The following is a 20,066-nucleotide window of genomic DNA, read 5'->3' as shown; positions in this document are numbered from 1 at the left end:
CTGCTGCTTCATGCTTGCAATGGTCATGCGCTCTTCAGGCTGAAGCTGTTGATACGTTCTTCTTTTTTGCATGTGCGCACCTTACACGAGGAAGGTGTTGCACTTCAGATTTGATCGCGCCCAGCCTAAAGCGCGCCGACGAGTACTGCAGCAAAAAGGGAAAGCAGATGCATCAGGTCGATATGCAGACGCATGGCGTACGGGGATGGACGCCGCAGGAGGCGGAACTGACGTTCTCGTGTACGTCCGGGTAACATGGCGCATACCGCCTACGGAGGCGACATTCAGAACGCTCCGCTTTTCCACGTCTTGCTGGATCACCTTGAGGCGATCGACGCGCCGCCCATGGAGATCCAACACTTTGCCGACCGCTGGTCAAAGCTAGGGGCTGCACGGGCGTCTCTCCTGCCCGGTCTGTTTCCTTAACGGCGAGAAGTAGCCACTCGTTCACTTGACATACATGGCAATGTTTAACGGGTGGCTCGCAACGCCTGCCGCGCACTTTACGACATGCTGATCGACGAGCATTAGCGCGACGTGAGCGCCACGGTCGACAATGCTCGCCGCGAACTACTCTGCAATTTCGTCGTCGCTGAGGTCGTCGCGATGAAACGTACCGACGAAGGGCTGCGCGCCGGACACATCATCATTTAGCGCGCACAAATCTGTTTAGACGCTCCCGCCATCTCTTGAACCGTACACCCAATGGCGCCCCCATGGCCCTACAACTCAATCTGGTGTAATCCCCCGATTCATCAGAATCGGATTGCAAGATAAATCAAAATGCATACGCGTTGGCTGGGTCAAAGGCGGCGATTCGAAATCGCGTTCCCACCTACAAATTATCTTGCGCACTTCATCAGCGGGCTCTATTCTCTGAAAAAATTCCATGCCCCATCGCAAGCGAAGGTGTTGCCTCCTTCAGAGTTGGTCGGATAAAAAACTGGTCGAATACGCACTACCTACGAAAGTCGCAAATCAAAAAAAGCTATCCAGGCATTAAACCAAAAGCCGCACATTCGGAGAGCGCACGTGAAGAAAATTTACATATTTGTGATGTTGCTTTGCGTTTCTATCTCCGCGCTCGCGGACTATGGTCTACCAGGGGGCTACCCAATTTTCAGTCGAACCGGTTACGACTACGGCCCCTCAATAATCGGAGACACGAAGAGCGAGAAGTTTTGGTGGTGTGGCATCGACTCACAGGTTCAGACAGACACCATTCAGTACCGATACTATGACTACGCTACCGGCCAATGGTCGCCCGTTACGCGAGTACTCGTGCCGTCGCCAGGCAAATGGGATGGTCAGTTCACGTGTGACCCTTCTGTGATTCAGGGCGTTTTCAAGAATCCTGAAGACGGCGTCACATATTCGTACGCGATGTACTACACGGCGACCAATCTCGCCAATGGAACGAATAACAGCATCGGGCTTGCATATTCAAACGACGGCGTGAATTGGGTTAAATACAGCCAGCCGGTCATACGACCGCAGCAAGCTGACGGCTCATACGGAGCGGGACAGGCGGCAACCTACAAAAGCGACGGAAATGCAGGCACGTTCGTGTTCTATACCGACACTACAGGCGGCCAAGGAGGTCGCGAATATGTTCGCCATACAGACGACGGAATCAACTTTGGGCCGCCGACGTTGATTTCTGATGCGAATAACGCAGGCATAGCACTATCGGCAAATGCCGATTTTGCCTACGACTACCAGAGCGGGATGTTTTATGCCGTTCGAGAGACTGCACCATACCGCCCGGGAGATCGAGAAGCGTATCAACTTATGTTGGCGCGGATGCCGGCGTCGGACTTGCTCGCCGGGAAAGGCACTTGGGAAGTGCTGGGCTTCATGGGATCGGCAATGACGGGGTTCTATATGAATCACAATCCGGGTTTGCAGCGCGATGGCTTTGGTAACGTAAATATCACCCTGCCAACAATTGCGGTTTATTTTGGAGCGGGCACAAACAATCCCGATACGTGGGACCTAAGCGTGGTCACGTGGAAGCCGACACCTCAAACCTTGCCGTTGAATCGGTATATCTCAACCATATGCGGAAGTGGCTACAACGACCACTTGGTAACGACAGGTTACGTGCAACCCAGTTGCTCGTATAGACTCGAGTCGACCTTGGGGTATCTTGACATGGGGCCGGTAGCCGGTGAAGTCCCATTGTTTGCGTGCAAAGCGGGCAACGATAATTTTCTGTCGAGAGACTCGGGATGCGAAAACCAACAGCCACAAGGAATTATCGGTTTTCTGTCACCTAGCGCGGTCGCGAACACCAGAGCTATCTATCGTTGCATCGCAGGAAACAATACCGACCATTTCGTCAGCCCGGATCCGGGATGCGAAGGGCAAGTCGCCGAAGGATTGCTCGGTTATGTGAAAACTGGACCCTGAAACCGGAATGCCCACGCAGGAAGCCGAGGCACATCCATCCTGGATCAACGCCTGAGACGGCTACCCACGCCGTCAGATCGTCCGGCAAGTCGGCGGCTTCCTCGCGTGGGACACGCAATCGGATCTGCTTCATGGCACTCCCCAGGATGTAATAAGGAGCGTTCCCAAACATCATAACGGAGCGACGGCCGTATACCAGCAGCGTCCTACCACCGGCAAGTACAAAGTTTTTTCAACGGGTGCCGAAAATCATGCATGAATGACGATAACCGCCTCCGCCCCGGCCATCCTCGCTACGACGAAGCGATGGCTCTCGAAATGACTGTCCGCACCACCCGCCGAGCGCAGGGCAAGCAGAATCCCGAAGACCTGCCGGCCGGCTCGGCCGAGCGCGAAGACGCCACCGATGAATTCCTGCGCGACTTGCTGCGGGCGATGGGAGAAGATCCGGTTGACTTGGTCTGACCTGGACAATGGGCGATAGTGATCGCCAGCAGAAAAAGCCCAGCGCGGAAAGACTCAGAGAAAGCGGCGCATGCGGTCTGACGGTACTGATCCGAGAGCCGATCATTCGAACCTAGATTGGCAGCGCCGCTATGTTCTTAGGGGTGAAATTCGACTTTCTCAGTCCAGCTAGAATCTGCTGAACGATGGCAGGCGCAAAGTCCGGCGGCTTTGGAATGTAGATGCCGCTTGCCACGCGAGCTTCCACGTCCTTCGCAAATTCTTCCCGTGCCATACGGTAGTAGACGTAACTGTCGGCTTGCAAAAAACCATGCGCTCCCGACGCGGCCGTAATTATGCAAGTGTTGTCATAAGGCGCATTCACGTTCTTCGGAACCGAGGAGAAGTTCACGATGCAGACGCAGGGTTGGCTTCCACTGTTGGGAAACTGGACGGGGTCGTTGAGAACCACGTAGAGATGGTTGAACATGCCCGGCCCGGAAGGAGCCAGAAATGCGGCTCCAGCGCGGGCAGTCCAAGACACTCCGGTAGTCGTCGTCACGCAGAGGCGAGAGGGAAGTTGCCGTTGATGGCGTCGATCTCTTCAAGCCGGTCCAGCAAAGCTGCAACGACGTCGTCAGTGTAGCCAAGCGCGCGAAAAAGCTTCTCGTGAGTGACTGACGACGGCATCGCATTACTGTCGGTCCACTCCGAACACTTCATGTGAATATGGTCGGCAAGCGCCGACTCCGTCATCTTGCCAAACATCGCCCAAACCGAATCCAAAATTTCGATGTCAGCGTTGCTCAGCCGAGTCGAATGCTCAAAATAAATTTCCGGAGATTCGGCGAAAATGGGTATTCTCACCTCGACTTCACGATTCGCTAAGCTGTTGATACGATTTTCCCAGCCAGGCACATCACCGCCCAAACGCTGGTGGGTGCCATATAGGACCGGGCTTCTTTCTAAGACAAGCAATTGATCGCCGGTCAATGGTTCGCCATATTGCTTGAATGATTCGCGCTCGGCGAGGTACAACAGACGATTGAGTTTCGCCACGCCCATTGCCCCCTGGTTACGAACGAGCAGATACATCGCCGCATCCAAGGCCTTGCGTTCGTCGAACAAGTGGGAAAACATTGCGAAACCTCCGGGACCAGCGCGTTCCATTTGTCAAGAGCCTAACTGCGTCAGAACTACGTGTCTATCACAATAACGGCTTCCCCGCAGGAAAGTTGACCGCCGCGGTCCACTCTCCCGCGAAACATCTGCGACTGCTTTTACCAAGCACACTCGATGCCAGGAGCCCGCTAGGGCTACCCAGCGGTCATCCCCTCGCTGCCCAAGGCGTGCTGCTTGGCAAAATCATCCAATTTCGTTACAAAATTGGAACATGGCGTCAAATTCTGGAAATCTGTTGCCAGTTTGACGCAACCATGCGACAAAGGGAATCGCACCCGTATTTCCTCATGAGACAGATTTTAGGGGTACGGGTGGGGGTATAAAAATCCGGAAAATGGCCAAACCTCACCACCATCCTTGACGTATGAGTTCTGTCAGGGACCAGGAACTCGGCGGCAATTCGGCCGAAACCCTTGCCCAGCAAGCCTTACAAGGCATCATTGGTATCCGTGGCGCACCCAGAAACGTACCAACGGGTGTCCCAGCCATGACCGCCTTTCGTCTCAATAGCGTCATGACCGCCACTATCCGTATCGCTGGCCAAGACCGGGTACGGCAACAACACCGCTTTGCCAATAAAACGCAAGCGCGCTAAATATTCGCGTCGATACAACACGCATTGATTGTAGGGAATAACCCGTAGTAGGATTCGCGACTCAATTAATAATGATTCGCATTTCGACAAGGGTTCTTCGATGCGCTTCCGCCAGATCCATGCCGCACTTCTGATTGCCTTCTCCGCGGCGCCCACGCTCGCCTTCGCGCAAGCCGCCGCATCGGATGACGCGAGTCGCACCACCTCAAACGCACCGAAAACCGGCACCGGCAAATCCGCCACCATGCCCGCGAGTACGGGCAGTACGCAAAACCCGGCTGACCCGGCCGAATTGCCCGTCGTGAAGATCACCGCGAGCGGCGTGTCCGGGACCGCGTTCGACATGCCCGCCTCCGCCCAGGTGACGAAATCGTCGGTGCCCTTGAACGAAACGCCGCAATCGATCAGCGTCGTCACGCGCGACCTGTTGGACGCGCAACAGGCCCAGACGCTCAACGACGCGTTGCACGACGTGCCAGGCGTTATCTCGGGCACATATGGCCGACGCGGCTGGGACGACTTCATCATTCGCGGCCAGACGGCGTCGGATTCCGTGTATCTCGACGGCCTGCGCACCGCCATCAACAACCGCTTCGCTGAAGAGATCTTCGGCCTGCAGCAGATTGAAGTGCTCAAAGGACCGGCCACGCTGCTCTCCGGGCTCGTGCTGCCTGGCGGCATGGTCAACATGGTCAGCAAGCGCCCGGAAACCTATACCTTCGCCGACGTCGATGTCACCGCGGGCAGCCGCGGTTACTACCAGGGTAGCGTCGACATGGGTACGCCGCTCTCGGAAAACGGCAAGGCCGCGTTCCGCATCAACGCGCTTGCGATGAACTCGAACGACGCCACCGACTACGTCTGGTCGCGCAATCGCTATATCGCGCCGTCGCTATCACTGGATCTCGGCCCGCGCACGGAATTCACGATCCTGACGAGCTACCAGGAGCGCAATTACATCCGCCAGCAAGGCCTGCCGTGGTCCGGCTCGGTGCTCGCGAACAAGAACGGCAGCCTCGCGCGCAGCACCTTTACCGGCGAGCCCGATCAGCAGCCGTACTCGGGTCACGAGGCGCGCGTCGGCTACGCCTTCGCGCATCATTTCGATTCGGGCTGGACGGTGAATCAGAACTTCCGTTGGCAACAGTTCTCACTCGGCGGCCAGCTCGTCGCCAACGGCAAGCTCGCCTCGAACGGCTACACGCTGAACCGCACGGCCACCGACTCGCAATGGTCCGGCGACACGATCTCGCTCGACAACAACGCGCAGAAGACCTTCGACACCGCGCTCGGCCGCCACGAACTCACCTTCGGCATGGACTACATGCGCGGCCGGGAGGATGCCGCCTCGACCACCTGCACGGTCGGCTCGATCGACATGTACGACCCGGTCTACACGGGCACGATCACCTGCCCGTCCACGCCGAAAACGCATACATACACGACGATCCGCGATCTCGGCTTCTATGCGCGCGACCAGATCGCGCTCGGCCAGCGCTGGCGTGTGCTCGCGGGCGTGCGCTACGACAGCGCGTCGAGCGACGTGCTCAACGAACTCACCGACACGCGCAGCCGCAATCCTTCGAACGCCACGACCGGCTCGGTTGCCTTGATGTACGAACTGTATCCGGGAGTGCGACCGTATGTGAGCTACGCGACATCGTTCTATCCGAACAGCGGCGCGGACGTGAACGGCAACGCGTTCGATCCGGAAACGGGCAAGCAGTGGGAAGCGGGCGTGAAGTTCGACATCGAGAAGGGCCGCACGAGCGTGACGGTCGCGGCGTTCGATCTGCGCCGGCGCAACGTGCTCGAAGACGATCCGAACAACGACGGCTACAGCATCGCTGTGGGCGAGGAGCATTCGCGCGGCTTCGAATTCAGTTTCAACACCGCGCCGACGAATCATCTGAGCGTGACGGGCGGCTACGCGTACACGTCGGCGGTAATTGCCGACGACGGCGGCCAGACACCTTCGACCGACGGCGAACGGATCAACAACGTGCCACGCCACAGCTTCAATGTGTTCGCGCGCTACAAGCTGCCGGGTGAACTGTATCGCTGGGAAATCAACGGCGGCGTGCGCGGCCAGAGCAATCTCTACGCGTATGGCATGACGATTCCGGGCTTCGTGGTCAGCGATGTGGGCGTGGGCTACACAGCGCCGCGCTGGCGCGCCGCGCTGCGTGTGAGCAACGTCTTCAACAAGCACTACTACACGGGTGGCTTGAGCAACGCCGTGGCGCTTGGCGACGATCGCTCCGTGATGCTCACACTGGGATACAGCTATTGAGTGTCGCGATGCGCCGAGGTCGATCGCCCTACCGCGGCCGTCAGCTTGACAGAGGCCAAACGCGCGACGCCAGGCCAGAAGAATCAGCATAGTTTCGTGTTAGCATCGACTCACACCTACGCAACATGTGTTGGCCACATCGCCGATACCAAGCGCCGATACCGAGGGTAATCACATGCCCATCAATTACCTTCGCGGTTTGACCAAGCCAGAGCGCAACGACGAGACCAATCGCCGCCTTGGGCGTTCGCTCGCGTTTGTCGCCGGGGCGGCCAATGCCGGCGGATTCCTTGCTGTGGGTCAGTACACATCACACATGTCCGGCATCGTGTCGTCGCTTGCCGATAACTTCGCGCTTGGCGACATCGACGTGGTGGTGGCCGGATTCAGTTCCTTAATGTCCTTCCTTGTCGGAGCGGCCACCTCGGCGATCCTGATCAATTGGGGGCACCGCAAGCACTTGCATAGTCAGTATGCAATGCCATTGATGCTCGAGGCGTCACTGCTTCTACTCTTCGGTTTGCTCGGCTCGAATCTGGAGAAGCACCGTGTGCTGTTCGTCCCGGCTACAGTTTGTCTTCTCTGCTACGTGATGGGGCTGCAGAATGCCATGATCACCAAAATCTCGAAGGCGGAGATTCGGACGACGCACGTCACCGGTTTGGTAACCGATATTGGCATCGAGCTTGGCAAGCTGTTTTACTGGAATTTCGGTGGTGCGTCCGGCAACCCGGTCCGGGGCGATCGACAGAAACTGGCACTTCTCGGATCCTTGTTGCTGTCGTTCCTCGGGGGCGGCGTTGCCGGCGCTGTAGGCTTCAGGCATTTGGGATTTGTGTCGACCATTCCTCTCGCGATCGTCCTTCTTACTCTTGCCGTTGTCCCAATCGTCGACGACATGCGCGCCTATCGGGCTTAGACAAACGCCACGCGGCCATTCCATGCGCGCTTGCGAGGCTGCATCTAAAGTTTGTTCGGCGGCTGCCGAAAATCAGGCATGGACAACGACGACCGCCTCCGCCCCGGCCACCCTCTCTATGAAGAGGCGATGGCCCTCGAATTGACCGTGCGCACACTGCGGCACGCACAGGGCAAGAAGAACCCCGAGGACGTGCTTTATGCCTCACCGGAATGGGACGTGATCAGCGAAGAGTTTGTGCGCGATCTTTATCGAGCGATGGGTGGCAACCCCGCGGATTTGCACTGACAACTGACAGCGGCCGGTCGAAGATGTCTCATGGCGAACGTGCAAGAATCGCTTCGACGTGGCCCTTCAATACGAGACGTTTCGCCCGCCCGAGCCGAGCCCTCGAAGCTTGGTCACCGCGGCGCGCAAGGGTGCAGTGATTCGCCAGGATGTGGACGACTCGAGCGCACTGATCGTCGACGTCCTCGATGCGATTTCCTCTTGCATCACTGCCAGCCTCGCGCGCAATTCCGCAACGGCTTTCTCGGCATCGGCCAACCGCTGCGCCGTGGCGACCGCGTCAACGGTGTCAGCCGTGTTCGACGTATGCGTCGTCTGCACCGGAGCACTGTAGAACTCTTCGGTCGCCAGTTCCACGCGAGGCGGTTCCTTGCGAAGAACAATGATCATTTCTCCGCCGGTCTCGCCGCGCGCAGGCACAAAGTCGACCAGATTGAATTCCACGAAACCCATCATGAGGATAGGCTTCAAAACCTTGGATACGATCGTGCCGCTTTCGAAAACATGGCTGTGAATGCCGACATGCGGCGGCGCCTTCAGCTTCTCCTTGATGCGGTTCATATCCAGCTTATCCGCCACATGCATCGGCTTGTTGACGAATGCTTCGTCGTAGTAGATTTCACATTCGATTTGATGTTCGCGCGGAATGTCCTCGACGCCCGCCAGATACTCGGCCACAAAATGGCTCAGCGCCGTATCCTGGCGGTACTTGTCGAAACTGAACTTCTTGTCCGGCAGCGCGAGAAACAGAACGCCGCCCGGCTGCATCATGTCGCACAGATCGGACAGCCATTGAATCATGTTCGGCGCATGCTCCATCACATGATTCGCGATAATGTAGTCGAACTTATCGGCGATATAGTCGCAGTACCGATTCGAATGAACCACATAATCGATATCGGGTATGTCGACGATCATGTCAGGATGCGTACACTCCTGCACCAGTTGCTCTTTATCTTTCCAGTCCAGATACCGAACGTCCGCTTCCGACTTGAAGACGGTCGGCTGGTCATACGGCCCAATCTCCAGGCCGACGCCCGACAGATCGATGTGTTTCAGAAGGTGCCCGCGGCGAAGCGTCGTAACCAGATTCATGAACCACCTCTCTGCAATGGGCCGACCATCACGCAACTTACCATGCCTTGCCCGACCGGCGAATAAAACAATCTCTACTGGCTTACACAAAAACTAAATAATTGAAGGGTAATCGCTCGACTATCCGTAGCCGAATACGAGGTAAATGCCGCCCATTTGGCGAGGCTCGTACGCTCATGAGCGTGAAGCTCGCGTCCGTGCCATCGGCTCAAGCCATCGCCACGTTGCGCCTCCAAGGGGAACGCAATCGCATGGCCGGCTTTTCGATGACAAACCACGAGAAAAGGGTCAGTGCGATTGACACACCGAATGTGATCGTCACCATGGCGATTCTCGGATGAGAAAATCCGCCGAAAAATGCGCCCATGGTTTCGTGCCCACCGTAGAGCATCGACTGCAGCACAACGTAATGCCAGAGGTAAAAGCCGTACGAAACACGACCGAACCCCGCTAGCGGCGCAATGCTGAGCGCCCGCACCAGAGCGGAGCGCTGTTGCGTGACGACCTTCGCGACGATGAATGCCGCGGCCAATGGCGTCAGCGGATATCCCACCGCTCGCAACGAAAACTCAATGCCGGTTTCGCTGAGCAATACGAAAGACAGATACACAGCAGCAACCGGCCACAACTTCCCGGCCCTGACTGCCCATCGGCGAGGCATCACTGCCAGCAAAGCGCCGATCAGAAGCCCGTCGGAATGAGTATCAAAGCCGCAATAAATGCGGGCCATGGAAAGATCAAGCGAGATGAGATACGAGCGCCAACAGATCACCGCAACGGTCAGAAGGGCAAACGTGATCAAGGCGCGACGTGGCCAGAATTTCAACACAACCAGCAGAATCAGCGGCCAAACCAGGTAAAACTGCTCCTCGACTGCCAATGTCCATGCATGTCCGGTGAGATGAGCGTCGTAGATCCCGAGCGCACGAACCCAATTCATCACGTAGAAGAATGCCGGTAAGACTTCCCACCCAACCCTGAAGGCAGCGGGAAATATCAGACAATAGAGTGTGACGCCGACAAGCATCAGACACAAAGCGGGATAAAGGCGCCGGGCGCGCCGCCAATAAAACGCCGGCAAATCGATCCGCCCGGTGCGTGAATGCTCCGCTACGAGCAAGCCTGTGATGAGGTAGCCGCTCAAAACGAAAAATACATCGACGCCGACATATCCGCCTCCCACCACACCCGCAAGGCCAGTATGCGCAAGAAAGACCGCTATAACGGACAGTGCGCGCAGGCCGTCGAGCCCGGCAATCCGAAGATGCTGCGGTTGATCCATGACCTATTCCGGAGTGTGCGGCGAACTATCGCGCTACGCGGATAGCGACAATCAATGATTTCTTGAGATATTTGGTAAGGCTGAGGCTATAACGATTCAGCTAGTCAGCGAGTACCTTCAAGAAGAGAAAACGACCTGCGATCTGTGCAAATCACGCTCAGACTTAGACCTGCCCGCGGCGTTGTTGCGATGTGTCCCCTACCCTAGACCCGGTTCCTTTCCGACCACCATCAAAGAGAACCGCATGTCCAACCGAACACTGCGCAGCATCCCGCATGCCTGGGCCCTGGCCTCGCTCATCGCCAGCCGCACGGCGTTGCTGTTGATCGACTTCCAGAACGAATATTTCACGGGCTCACCGCCGATAGCAGGCAAGTCGAGTTTCACGCCGACATGCCAGACACCTTTGGGTCGGTGATGAGTAAGGCCGACGTACTCTTATTGACCGCGGAATAAGCGGCACATGGTTCAGCAAGGGAATTTTATATTTGGCATCCTAATGATCCCCGCTCAACCATAACACCCGGCGCTTTACCCTGACGGAGCAGCCGGGCAACTCGCGCAGCGCGAGTTGCTGCCCACTACCGCCGGTCTCGAAGCAGACCAATGGGTACTGAGACCTAACGCAACTCGCGAGGTGACATCATCAAACCACGGCCGGACGCCAACTCCCCGCCCGGCCTCACGACTCGCCTACGCGGGCCGCTTCGGAATCTCCAGACCCCTCGCGACAGCCGGTCGCGCGACGAATGCCGCCAGCACGCGTGTCACGTTCGGGAAATCCTGAATGCCGACGAGCTCACCCGCCTCATAGAAGCCAATCAGATTGCGCACCCACGGAAAGGTGGCGATATCGGCGATCGAGTACATATCGCCGAGAATCCAGTCGCGTCCTTCGAGTTGCCGTTCCAGCACGCCGAGCAGCCTTTTCGCTTCGCCGATGTAACGATCGCGCGGACGCTTGTCTTCATACTCCTTGCCGGCGAACTTGTGGAAGAAACCCACCTGACCGAACATCGGCCCGATTCCGCCCATCTGGAACATCACCCACTGAAGCGCTTCATAGCGGCCGGCGGCGTCCTGCGGAATGAACTTGCCGCTCTTGTCCGCGAGATAGATCAAGATCGCGCCGGATTCGAACAGCGGCAGCGGTTTGCCGTCCGGCCCATTCGGATCGATGATCGCCGGAATCTTGTTGTTCGGATTGAGTGACAGAAACTCCGGCGTCATCTGATCGTTCGTATCGAAGCGCACGAGATGCGGTTCATACGGCAAACCCGTCTCTTCGAGCATGATCGACACCTTCACGCCATTGGGCGTAGGCAGCGAGTAGAGCTGAATCCGGTCTGGATGCTCAGCAAGCCATTTATTCGTGATCGGAAAAGCAGATAGATCGGTCATGTGACGATGTAACCCTTGTGCGAGTGTTGCGGCCTGATAGGGGCATGAGGCATCGGGCTTCGGCGCCGGCCGGAGGACCGGCGCCCAAAATACCAACGCGGGATCGCCAAATATAAACCGACTTGGCGCAACGCGTCGGCGCGCGGCTCAGAGGCAACCCCGGCACGGCGCGCTCGTGCGTCGACGTATTGCGAGCATCGCACTGCGAACGCAGCAACGCTCGCCGGCCGCGACTCACCACAAATCCTTGGTCGCCGTGCCGGCGCGCAAGTTATAACCTTCCCGCCAGAGAGTTGCGCCGATCGTCAGGAGCAGCGTCTTCTGCTCTGCGTCGAGCAACTCCCACGCCACGGCCAGCCAACTCGCAAAACTCGCGCAGGTCTGCTCCAGATCGACGGGCGTTTTGCCCTCCAGGTATTGCCGTTCGAACATCGAAAGAATTTTCTCGGGTGTCATGGGCGCCGTCTCCGTGTTGGATGCGCCAAGTCTAAAGGCGACGCTCCGCGTGCGGAATGCTCCGCGTGCCGACCCCGGGTTACTCCCAGGCGAAAATCGCCATCGGCACGATAGCCCACTGTCGAAGACAAGGCGCTCAAGGTCGAAGGCACCGCTCAGAAACGGAAAAAGGCGCCGAAGCGCCTTTTCCGTCAATCTGGTCGCAGCCGATTACGGCGCATTGCGCTTCGCATTGTCCTTGGCGTCTTCCTTAGCGTCGCCATAGGCCTTCTGCACCTTGCCCGCGCCTTGTTGCAGGTCGCCCTTCAATTCCTTGCCCGGATTGTCCGTGGCCTTGCCGACTGCTTCATTGACCTTGCCCTTGACCTGCTCGGCCACACCCTTCACCTGGTCCTTGTTCATATTCGGCTCCACTATTTGGAATGCCGGCGCGAGATTACGCCAGTATCCGTATTCAGCAACGGGTGTGCCCGAGGCCGCACGTCGCCGATCTGCCCCAAGGAGCGCTGCAAAAAATATTTTCAAATAGCCCTAAAGTTCCGGCGCAGCCTGCCGTAAAGGGTGCCATGGAGGAGCCATGGACCGAACACTGATTACGCTTTCGGGGTCGTCCCAAGCTGCACTGATCGATCGGGACATTGCGCACATTGCGCGTGTGATGCGGCCGTCTTTACACGGCGATCTGGGCGGGCCGATCCTGTCGGCCGCGTATTGGCGCAAGCGCCTCTACCAGTTGCTCGACGCCGGCAATCTGTCACATGCACAACTGTGCGCGGTCGACAGCCTTCTGCTTCAGCTCGACCAGTTCCAGGCCGAACCTCAACTGGCATGGGACGCACTGGCCCCGGCCTCCGCCGCCCTCTTTCCGCCACCCTATCCGGCCAGCGCCCACCACACTGCCTGAGGCGCTGCGGGCCTGAGCCGCCGACTCTTCCGGGCCGGCCATATCCCCATTGCTCACGACTTAAAAAAACGGCCGCGAACCATGTCGCGGCCTCAACACGTCGCAACGCAGGGATTTTGCGTCACGCTGGAAGCTTACACGCGCAACTGTGACAGCCGCATTTAGGCGCGGACCTCCCGTGGACAACGCGTGCCGACGCTGGAAATTTTCTGCCCAAGCGAAGCAAAAAATAGGGAAATGGGACGACCTTAGGTCATAATGTCCGCAAAAATTCCCAGCAAGGACGCCCGTGACCCTCGCCGCACCGCTCGCATTGCTCCAGCAAGCGCGCGCCCGCTTCACTCAACGCGAAATCGCCGCGCATGTCGGCAAGGACATCAAGACGGTGCGTCGCTGGGAAAAAGGCGAAACACCCTGCCCGGCGATGCTGGAACCCGCCTTGCGCGATCTGCTGCAAAACCGGGCGCGAGCCAGGCGCAGCGCGGGCGACAGCGCCCAGTTCCGCTTTATCGACCTGTTCGCCGGCATCGGCGGGATTCGCATGGGCTTCGAGGCGCATGGCGGCGACTGCGTCTTTACCAGCGAGTGGAACGACTTTTCGACCAAGACGTATCGCGAGAATTACCCGAGCGGCGGCGAGCACGCGCTGATCGGCGATATCGTCTCGTTTCCGGCTGAAGAAGTGCCGAGCCACGACGTGCTGCTCGGCGGCTTCCCATGCCAGCCGTTTTCGATCGCCGGCGTGAGCAAGAAGAACGCGCTCGGCCGGCCGCATGGTTTCGAGTGCACCACGCAGGGCACGCTGTTTTTCGACGTCGCGCGGATTATCGCGGCAAAGCGTCCCGCCGCATTCCTGCTGGAAAACGTGAAGAATCTGCTGTCGCACGACAAGGGCCGCACCTTCGACGTGATCCTGCAGACCTTGCGCGACGAGTTGGGCTACGAAGTGCACTATCGCGTGGTGGACGGCCAGCATTTCACGCCGCAGCACAGGGAGCGGATCATCATTGTCGGGTTTCGCGGCAAAACCTCGTTCTCGTGGGACGATCTGCAGTTGCCGGACAACGGCCCGCGCCTTGGCTCGATCCTGCATCGCACAGACGGCAGCGAGCCGGTGCTGCCGTGGGACCACGACCGTTTCTTCGATCACGCGAGCCGGCGCGTGCAACCCAAGTACACGCTCACGCCGAACCTCTGGACCTATCTGCAGAATTACGCGGAGAAACACCGCGCGGCGGGCAACGGCTTCGGCTTCGGCATGGCTTATCCGAACAGTGTGACGCGCACGCTGTCGGCGCGCTATCACAAGGACGGTTCGGAAATCCTCGTCTATCAGGGCGAGGCGCTGCGGCCCCGCCGCCTCACGCCACGCGAATGCGCGCGGCTGATGGGCTTTCCCGATACCTTCAGAATCCCGGTGAGCGACACGCAGGCCTACCGGCAGTTCGGCAACAGCGTCGTGATGCCGGTCATGCGCGAAGTGGCGCGCATCATGCTGCCGCATGTGCAAACGCTGCTCGCCGAGGAGACGCGCCATGGCTCGAAGCAAACTCTTTCGCTGTACGCGTGAGCGATCAATAGGTGTGCGTGCGCGGCTTGTCGACGCACCGGCCCGGCGCTAGACATGGTGGATATCGTCGATAGCGCGACGCGCAGCCGGATGATGTCCGGCATCCGCGGGCGCAATACCAAGCCCGAAATTCTGATCCGCAGCCTGCTGCATCGCCAGGGTTTCCGCTTCCGTCTTGACGCGCGCGATCTGCCGGGACGCCCGGATATCGTGTTGCCGCGCTACCGCGCTGTCGTGCTGGTGCATGGCTGTTTCTGGCACGGCCACGACTGTCGTCTTTTCAAATGGCCGCAAACGCGGCCGGAGTTCTGGCGCGACAAGATCGGCCGCAATCGCAGCAACGACGACAAGGTTCGCGCGGCGCTCCTCGCGAGCGGCTGGCGCGTCGCCGTGGTGTGGGAATGCGCTTTGCGTGGCGCGAATCGCGATATCGAAGGGGTCTTGCAGCGGCTCGTCGACTGGCTGAAGAGCGACGCGCCGAGCTTCGAGGAACGCGGCTGAAAGCCGCTTGTAGACCTTCCTGCCCGCGCGAGCGCCAAGCCCGCTGGTGATACACTCGATTGGCTAACTCGGGGCACTTATGCGTGGCGCGCGGCGCTGCAAAGCGGTTCCACAACCACTCGCCCCGACCATCCCAGAACCACTCAAGAAGGGAGGCACATCATGGCAGAATTCCGTCTCTGGTCCGACGAATTTCCCACCAATGGCTTCATGCCGAAAGCCCACGAATATCACGACAAGGCGTTCGGCGTAGACGGCGAAAACATCTCGCCGGCATTGCAGTGGGAAGCGCCGCCGCCCGACACCCAAAGTTTCGCCCTCACCGTTCACGATCCCGACGCGCCGACCGGCAGCGGCTTCTGGCACTGGGTCGTGGTGAACATTCCGGCCGACGCCCGCTCGCTGCCGCGCAATGCCGGCAAGGCGGACGGCTCGTTGCTGCCGCATGGCGCGCTGCAGGTGCGCAACGATTACGGCACGGTCGGCTTCGGCGGCGCCGCGCCGCCGCGTGGCGACAAGGCGCACCGCTACATCTTCCGTCTGCACGCGCTGCGGGTGCCGCATCTGCCGATCAACGCGGACACCACCAACGCAGTGGCGCGTTTCATGACGCATCTGAACGAACTCGACTCGACCACTCATACCGGCCTGTACGAACTCAAATAATGCGCGAGACGCGATGCCGGCGCGCCGGCATCGTCGTTGCGACGGCCGGCTCTTTCGATGGCGGCGAGCAACGCGCGTGACTCGTCGCGTGACCGGTGAGCCTTCCCCTACAACTCGAACAATCGATGCACGCACAACCATCGCGCAAGGACGGCGCCCATCCTCCCGAAGCGGCCGCCACACTCGCCCCCGACACCGCGTTATCGGACAACACCGAACAAGGCCTGCCGGTTCCGCAGCGCTACTGGGCAATGCTGGTCATTGCGCTCGCCCTCACGCTGGCGGTGCTCGACAGCGCGATCGCCAACGTGGCGCTGCCGACTATCGCGCGCAACCTGCACGCCAGCGCCGCGGGTTCGATCTGGGTCGTCAACGCCTATCAGCTCGCGATCACCATCTCGCTGCTGCCGCTTGCCTCGCTCGGCGATCGCATCGGCTACCGGCGCATCTACCTCGGCGGGCTGATCCTGTTCACGGTGGCCTCGCTCGGTTGCGCGATGTCGACTTCGCTGCCGACGCTCGCGCTCGCCCGCGTGATTCAAGGCTTCGGCGCGGCGGGCATCATGAGCGTGAACACGGCGCTGGTGCGCATGATCTATCCGCCCGGTCAGCTCGGGCGTGGCGTCTCGATCAACGCGATGGTGGTCGCGGTGTCGGCGGCGGTCGGACCGACCGTCGCTTCCGGCGTGCTCGCCGTCGCCTCGTGGCCGTGGCTGTTCGCGATCAACGTGCCGATCGGCATCGCGGCCATTGTCGGCGGCCTGAAGGCGCTGCCGATGAACCGCGGTCACGAATCGCCCTACGACTACCTGAGCGCGGTAATGAACGCGTTCGTATTCGGCCTGCTGATTTTTGCCGTCGACGGACTCGGCCACGGCGAGCGCTTCGGCTACGCCGCGATCGAGGTGATTGCGGCCGTGGTGATTGGCTATTTCTTCGTGCGCCGTCAGTTGACACAGCCGGCGCCGCTGCTGCCGGTCGATTTGCTCAGGATTCCCATCTTTGCGCTTTCGATCGGCACCTCGGTCTGTTCGTTCTGCGCGCAGATGCTCGCCTTCGTGTCACTGCCCTTTCTGTTGCAGGAAACGCTGGGATTGTCGCAGGTGGAAACCGGGCTGCTCATGACACCCTGGCCGGCCGTGATCATCATCGCGGCGCCGATTGCGGGCTTTCTGTCGGACAAGGTGTCGTCGGGATGGCTGGGCGGCGTCGGACTGGCCGCCATGACGGCGGGGCTGATATTGCTCGCCACGCTCGGCGCGCATCCCGACGCCATGCAGATCGCGTGGCGCATGGCGCTGTGCGGCGCGGGCTTCGGCATCTTCCAGTCGCCGAACAATCGCACCATGCTGTCCTCCGCGCCGCGCGAGCGCAGCGGCGGTGCGAGCGGCATGCTGGGCACCGCGCGCCTGACCGGGCAGACGCTCGGCGCGGCGCTGGTCGCGCTGATCTTCGGCGTTGCGCCGCAACACGGGCCGACCATCGCGCTCTATGTCGCCGCGTGCTTCTCGGCACTCGCCGCCGTGATCAGCACGATGCGCGTGGTGCAGCCGGGGCATCGCGCAAGTGGCCTGAACGCTTGACCCGAGTCGTTCGAACACAGCCGTGCAAAAAGGGCGCGTTTCGCATCACGCGATTCGCGCCCTTCTTCTCATCCAGAACCATCCACATAGCTTCAACGACGTGACCAGCACGCGCGGCGCAACCGCAAGCCGCGCGGCCGCTAATCCGGCTACGACGACGCGGTCACGTCAGCGAGCTTTACCGCTTTAGCCGCCACCGAAGAGGCCGTCGCAACGTTGCGCAGATCGGCGAGGAACGTATCGCGCCAGACGGACAGATTGTTCTCGCGCATCGGCGCCATCATGTCGGCATGCCGCGCCTGTCGCTCTGCGAGCGGCATCGACAATGCGCGCTCCAGCGCTTCGGCCATCTGCGACAGATCGAACGGATTGACGACCAGCGCACCCGGCAACTGCTCGGCGGCGCCGGCGAATTGCGACAGCACCAGCACGCCAGGATCGGCCGGATCCTGCGAGGCGACATATTCCTTCGCGACGAGATTCATGCCGTCGCGCAGCGGCGTCACGTAGCCGACCTGAGATTGGCGGAATAGCGCCATCAACAGATTGCGCTCGTATTTGCGATTCAGATACTGAATCGGGGTCCAGTCGAGCTGCGCGAACCGGCCGTTGATGCGGCCGGCTTCGCCCTCGAGCGTTTGCCGAATCCGCTGGTAAGTCGTCACGTCCGCGCGCGTCGGCGGCGCGATCTGCACCAGCGACACGCGACCGTGCCAACCCGGCGCGTTCAGCAGCAGCCGCTCGAAGGCCTGGAAGCGTTCCACCAGACCTTTCGAATAGTCGAGACGGTCCACGCTCATGATCAGCTTGCGCCCGCGCATGCCGTCGCGCAGGCTGCGCACCGGCTTACGGTCGGTGAACTGTTCGGCGGCCTTGGCAATCGCGTCCGGATAGATTCCGATCGGATACGCGCCCACTTTGAGGAAGCGGTTGTACGCGTGCACCATGCCGTCCTCGCTCGAGGTGCCGTGCTGGCCGCGCTCGATGAAGTCGACGAACGACTGGCGATCCGCCTCTGTCTGGAAGCCGATCACGTCATAGCTGCACATGGCCTTGACCAGTTCTTCGTGCGGCGGAATGGTCCGCAATACTTCCGGCACCGGAAACGGAATATGCAGGAAGAAGCCGATCGGATTCTTCACGCCCAGTTCACGCAGACAACGCGCGAACGGCAGCAGGTGATAGTCGTGGACCCAGATGATGTCATCGGGTTTGAGCAACTCCTTGAGTTGCTTCGCGAGCGTCGCGTTCACACGCTGATAGCCCGCATATTCCTGCCGGTCGTAGCGCGACAGGTCATTGCGATAGTGGAACGTCGGCCACAGCGTCGCATTGGAAAAACCGCGGTAGTACTGGTCGTAGTCGCGCTTGGTGAGACCCACCGTCGCGTACGTCACGTTGCCTTGTTTCTCGATCACCGGAGCGCTTGGCTCACTCACCGTCTCGCCGCTCCAGCCGAACCAGACCCCGCCGGTTTCCTTCAACGCGTCCAGCACGCCGATAGCGAGGCCACCCGCTGCGGGACGGCCTTCCTGCGTCGGCGCGACACGATTCGATACCACGATCAGTCTGCTCATTGGTGCTCCACCTAGTTCAGTTGTTTCGTTGCATACGGATATGTGCCAAAAAGGTGCATGCAAGTCGCGTGCCGTTTTTAGAGATGTTGGAAATAAAAATGTATGCAAATGTGACAAGCGAGCAAGAACGCGCGGCGCCGCTCCGCCACGAAGAAATTTCTTCTGTTTTATCTGACGAAACCGGAATGCTTCTTACCGGCCGTCGAACCGGCTCAGGCGTCCTGCTCCGAGCCCAGGTCACGCTGGTATTCAAGCCCTTCTGGCCGCACGCCGCCCTGGTTGTGCTCGCCGTCTGGCGGCGCATCGGGCGCGACGCGGTTCTGTCCCGCCGGATCGGGCGACGCCGTTGCGCTGTCCTTGCTGCCGCCCGGCCGGGAATCGCGCTTCGAATGACGGGCTGAACGTCGCAGTGCTGGATGTCTCATGATCCACGCCTCCAAGGGGAAGCCTGCCGCCAGTTTTGCGGCATCAATACAGTCTAGGGGCCGCCAAGGTAATTTGCCGGTAAAAGATGCGCCGGCTTTGTAACAAGTACATAAATTCTCGACGTCGGACTGTGGCGCAACGCACGGAATGCGTCAGAGTTGCATGCGTAGCGACGGCGACGGCCGACCCTGACTGGCTTGTGGCGTTTGCGTGGGCTGCGGCGGAGGATCGCCAATCGGCGGGGCGACCGGTTCGATGGGCTCGATCGGTTGCGGCCCCGGATCAGGACTCGGAACAGGAATGGTGTCGGGCTCGCCGGGACTCGGTGGCGCAATCGGAGGAGCTGATGGCGGCTCGATCGGCTCAGGGCGGTGAGCATGCATCGGCAAGGGAAGCACGGGAGCGGCAGCGTATTGCGGCATGTTATTTGTCCTCGTTTGCGTTCCACTGGAATGCAGCAAGGCCTGTGCCG

General features: G+C 59.8%; 22 protein-coding genes. 11 read left to right on the top strand and 11 right to left on the bottom strand.

The genetic code is table 11. The features are described 5' to 3' along the window. The first annotated feature begins 1,032 nt into the window (after positions 1 to 1,032). On the top strand, positions 1,033 to 2,412 hold the full coding sequence (locus AC57B1_RS13825) for a hypothetical protein (RefSeq protein ID WP_496417751.1): 1,380 nt from the start codon (positions 1,033 to 1,035) through the stop codon (positions 2,410 to 2,412). A 255-nt stretch (positions 2,413 to 2,667) separates the two neighbouring features. Beyond that, positions 2,668 to 2,877, top strand: coding sequence for a hypothetical protein (locus AC57B1_RS13820; RefSeq protein ID WP_496417750.1), 210 nt, complete (start codon positions 2,668 to 2,670; stop codon positions 2,875 to 2,877). Between the two features lie 112 nt (positions 2,878 to 2,989). Here AC57B1_RS13820 and AC57B1_RS13815 read toward each other — a convergent pair whose 3' ends face one another. The 3 genes from AC57B1_RS13815 to AC57B1_RS13805 form a co-directional block, all read right to left on the bottom strand. After that, positions 2,990 to 3,346, bottom strand: a complete 357-nt coding sequence (locus AC57B1_RS13815) for a hypothetical protein (protein ID WP_496417749.1) — start codon at positions 3,344 to 3,346, stop codon at positions 2,990 to 2,992. Between the two features lie 68 nt (positions 3,347 to 3,414). Then, a complete protein-coding gene (locus AC57B1_RS13810) occupies positions 3,415 to 3,996 on the bottom strand; it encodes a Panacea domain-containing protein (RefSeq protein ID WP_496417748.1) in 582 nt (193 codons plus the stop codon). A 469-nt stretch (positions 3,997 to 4,465) separates the two neighbouring features. Next, positions 4,466 to 5,050, bottom strand: coding sequence for a hypothetical protein (locus AC57B1_RS13805; RefSeq protein WP_496417747.1), 585 nt, complete (start codon positions 5,048 to 5,050; stop codon positions 4,466 to 4,468). Between AC57B1_RS13805 and AC57B1_RS13800 the strand changes: the two genes are divergently transcribed. From AC57B1_RS13800 to AC57B1_RS13790, 3 genes are all read left to right on the top strand, one after another. Further along, positions 5,010 to 6,926 carry a TonB-dependent siderophore receptor gene (locus AC57B1_RS13800; RefSeq protein WP_496417746.1) on the top strand — a complete coding sequence of 639 codons (1,917 nt, stop codon included), beginning with the start codon at positions 5,010 to 5,012 and terminating at the stop codon, positions 6,924 to 6,926. The genes AC57B1_RS13805 and AC57B1_RS13800 overlap by 41 nt on opposite strands. Positions 6,927 to 7,101: 175 nt before the next feature. Continuing rightward, a complete protein-coding gene (locus AC57B1_RS13795; protein ID WP_091796184.1) occupies positions 7,102 to 7,845 on the top strand; it encodes a YoaK family protein in 744 nt (247 codons plus the stop codon). A gap of 78 nt (positions 7,846 to 7,923) precedes the next feature. After that, on the top strand, positions 7,924 to 8,133 hold the full coding sequence (locus AC57B1_RS13790; RefSeq protein WP_091796186.1) for a hypothetical protein: 210 nt from the start codon (positions 7,924 to 7,926) through the stop codon (positions 8,131 to 8,133). Between the two features lie 66 nt (positions 8,134 to 8,199). On the opposite strand, the gene AC57B1_RS13785 is transcribed toward AC57B1_RS13790, so the two are convergent. Continuing rightward, positions 8,200 to 9,228 carry a methyltransferase domain-containing protein gene (locus AC57B1_RS13785; protein ID WP_496417745.1) on the bottom strand — a complete coding sequence of 343 codons (1,029 nt, stop codon included), beginning with the start codon at positions 9,226 to 9,228 and terminating at the stop codon, positions 8,200 to 8,202. A gap of 208 nt (positions 9,229 to 9,436) precedes the next feature. Further along, positions 9,437 to 10,510: an acyltransferase family protein gene (locus tag AC57B1_RS13780; RefSeq protein WP_408345073.1), complete on the bottom strand. Its 1,074-nt coding sequence runs from the start codon at positions 10,508 to 10,510 to the stop codon at positions 9,437 to 9,439. Positions 10,511 to 10,754: 244 nt separating this feature from the next. Between AC57B1_RS13780 and AC57B1_RS13775 the strand changes: the two genes are divergently transcribed. Next, a complete protein-coding gene (locus tag AC57B1_RS13775; RefSeq protein ID WP_408345070.1) occupies positions 10,755 to 10,928 on the top strand; it encodes a hypothetical protein in 174 nt (57 codons plus the stop codon). Between the two features lie 275 nt (positions 10,929 to 11,203). Here AC57B1_RS13775 and AC57B1_RS13770 read toward each other — a convergent pair whose 3' ends face one another. The 3 genes from AC57B1_RS13770 to AC57B1_RS13760 form a co-directional block, all read right to left on the bottom strand. Beyond that, positions 11,204 to 11,911, bottom strand: coding sequence for a glutathione binding-like protein (locus tag AC57B1_RS13770; protein ID WP_408345067.1), 708 nt, complete (start codon positions 11,909 to 11,911; stop codon positions 11,204 to 11,206). 234 nt (positions 11,912 to 12,145) lie between these two features. Next, positions 12,146 to 12,367 (bottom strand): hypothetical protein, encoded by a 222-nt coding sequence (locus tag AC57B1_RS13765; protein WP_408345064.1) that lies wholly within the window; start codon positions 12,365 to 12,367, stop codon positions 12,146 to 12,148. A 210-nt stretch (positions 12,368 to 12,577) separates the two neighbouring features. Further along, entirely contained in the window at positions 12,578 to 12,769 is a 192-nt protein-coding gene (locus AC57B1_RS13760) for a CsbD family protein (RefSeq protein WP_095420133.1), read from the bottom strand. Between the two features lie 175 nt (positions 12,770 to 12,944). Here AC57B1_RS13760 and AC57B1_RS13755 point away from each other — a divergent pair, with 175 nt between their 5' ends. The 5 genes from AC57B1_RS13755 (at position 12,945) to AC57B1_RS13735 (ending at position 17,591) form a co-directional block, all read left to right on the top strand. Continuing rightward, positions 12,945 to 13,271 carry a hypothetical protein gene (locus AC57B1_RS13755; RefSeq protein WP_408186092.1) on the top strand — a complete coding sequence of 109 codons (327 nt, stop codon included), beginning with the start codon at positions 12,945 to 12,947 and terminating at the stop codon, positions 13,269 to 13,271. A 289-nt stretch (positions 13,272 to 13,560) separates the two neighbouring features. Then, positions 13,561 to 14,841 (top strand): DNA (cytosine-5-)-methyltransferase, encoded by a 1,281-nt coding sequence (gene dcm, locus AC57B1_RS13750; protein ID WP_091796198.1) that lies wholly within the window; start codon positions 13,561 to 13,563, stop codon positions 14,839 to 14,841. Positions 14,842 to 14,895: 54 nt separating this feature from the next. Then, positions 14,896 to 15,342: a very short patch repair endonuclease gene (locus AC57B1_RS13745; protein WP_091796200.1), complete on the top strand. Its 447-nt coding sequence runs from the start codon at positions 14,896 to 14,898 to the stop codon at positions 15,340 to 15,342. Between the two features lie 162 nt (positions 15,343 to 15,504). Continuing rightward, positions 15,505 to 16,008 carry a YbhB/YbcL family Raf kinase inhibitor-like protein gene (locus tag AC57B1_RS13740; protein WP_408297402.1) on the top strand — a complete coding sequence of 168 codons (504 nt, stop codon included), beginning with the start codon at positions 15,505 to 15,507 and terminating at the stop codon, positions 16,006 to 16,008. 125 nt (positions 16,009 to 16,133) lie between these two features. Then, on the top strand, positions 16,134 to 17,591 hold the full coding sequence (locus AC57B1_RS13735; RefSeq protein WP_496417744.1) for an MFS transporter: 1,458 nt from the start codon (positions 16,134 to 16,136) through the stop codon (positions 17,589 to 17,591). Positions 17,592 to 17,740: 149 nt separating this feature from the next. Here AC57B1_RS13735 and otsA read toward each other — a convergent pair whose 3' ends face one another. The 3 genes from otsA to AC57B1_RS13720 form a co-directional block, all read right to left on the bottom strand. Continuing rightward, positions 17,741 to 19,168, bottom strand: coding sequence for an alpha,alpha-trehalose-phosphate synthase (UDP-forming) (gene otsA / locus AC57B1_RS13730; protein WP_091796207.1), 1,428 nt, complete (start codon positions 19,166 to 19,168; stop codon positions 17,741 to 17,743). A 212-nt stretch (positions 19,169 to 19,380) separates the two neighbouring features. Next, positions 19,381 to 19,593, bottom strand: a complete 213-nt coding sequence (locus AC57B1_RS13725) for a hypothetical protein (RefSeq protein WP_091796209.1) — start codon at positions 19,591 to 19,593, stop codon at positions 19,381 to 19,383. 153 nt (positions 19,594 to 19,746) lie between these two features. Beyond that, entirely contained in the window at positions 19,747 to 20,016 is a 270-nt protein-coding gene (locus AC57B1_RS13720) for a hypothetical protein (protein WP_496417743.1), read from the bottom strand. Between the last annotated feature and the right edge of the window lie 50 nt (positions 20,017 to 20,066).

Source organism: Paraburkholderia sp. BGA-UO-ETr-F21 (assembly GCF_059567925.1).
The sequence above is the reverse complement of the archived record's forward strand: the minus strand, read 5'-3'. Positions and strand labels throughout refer to the sequence as shown.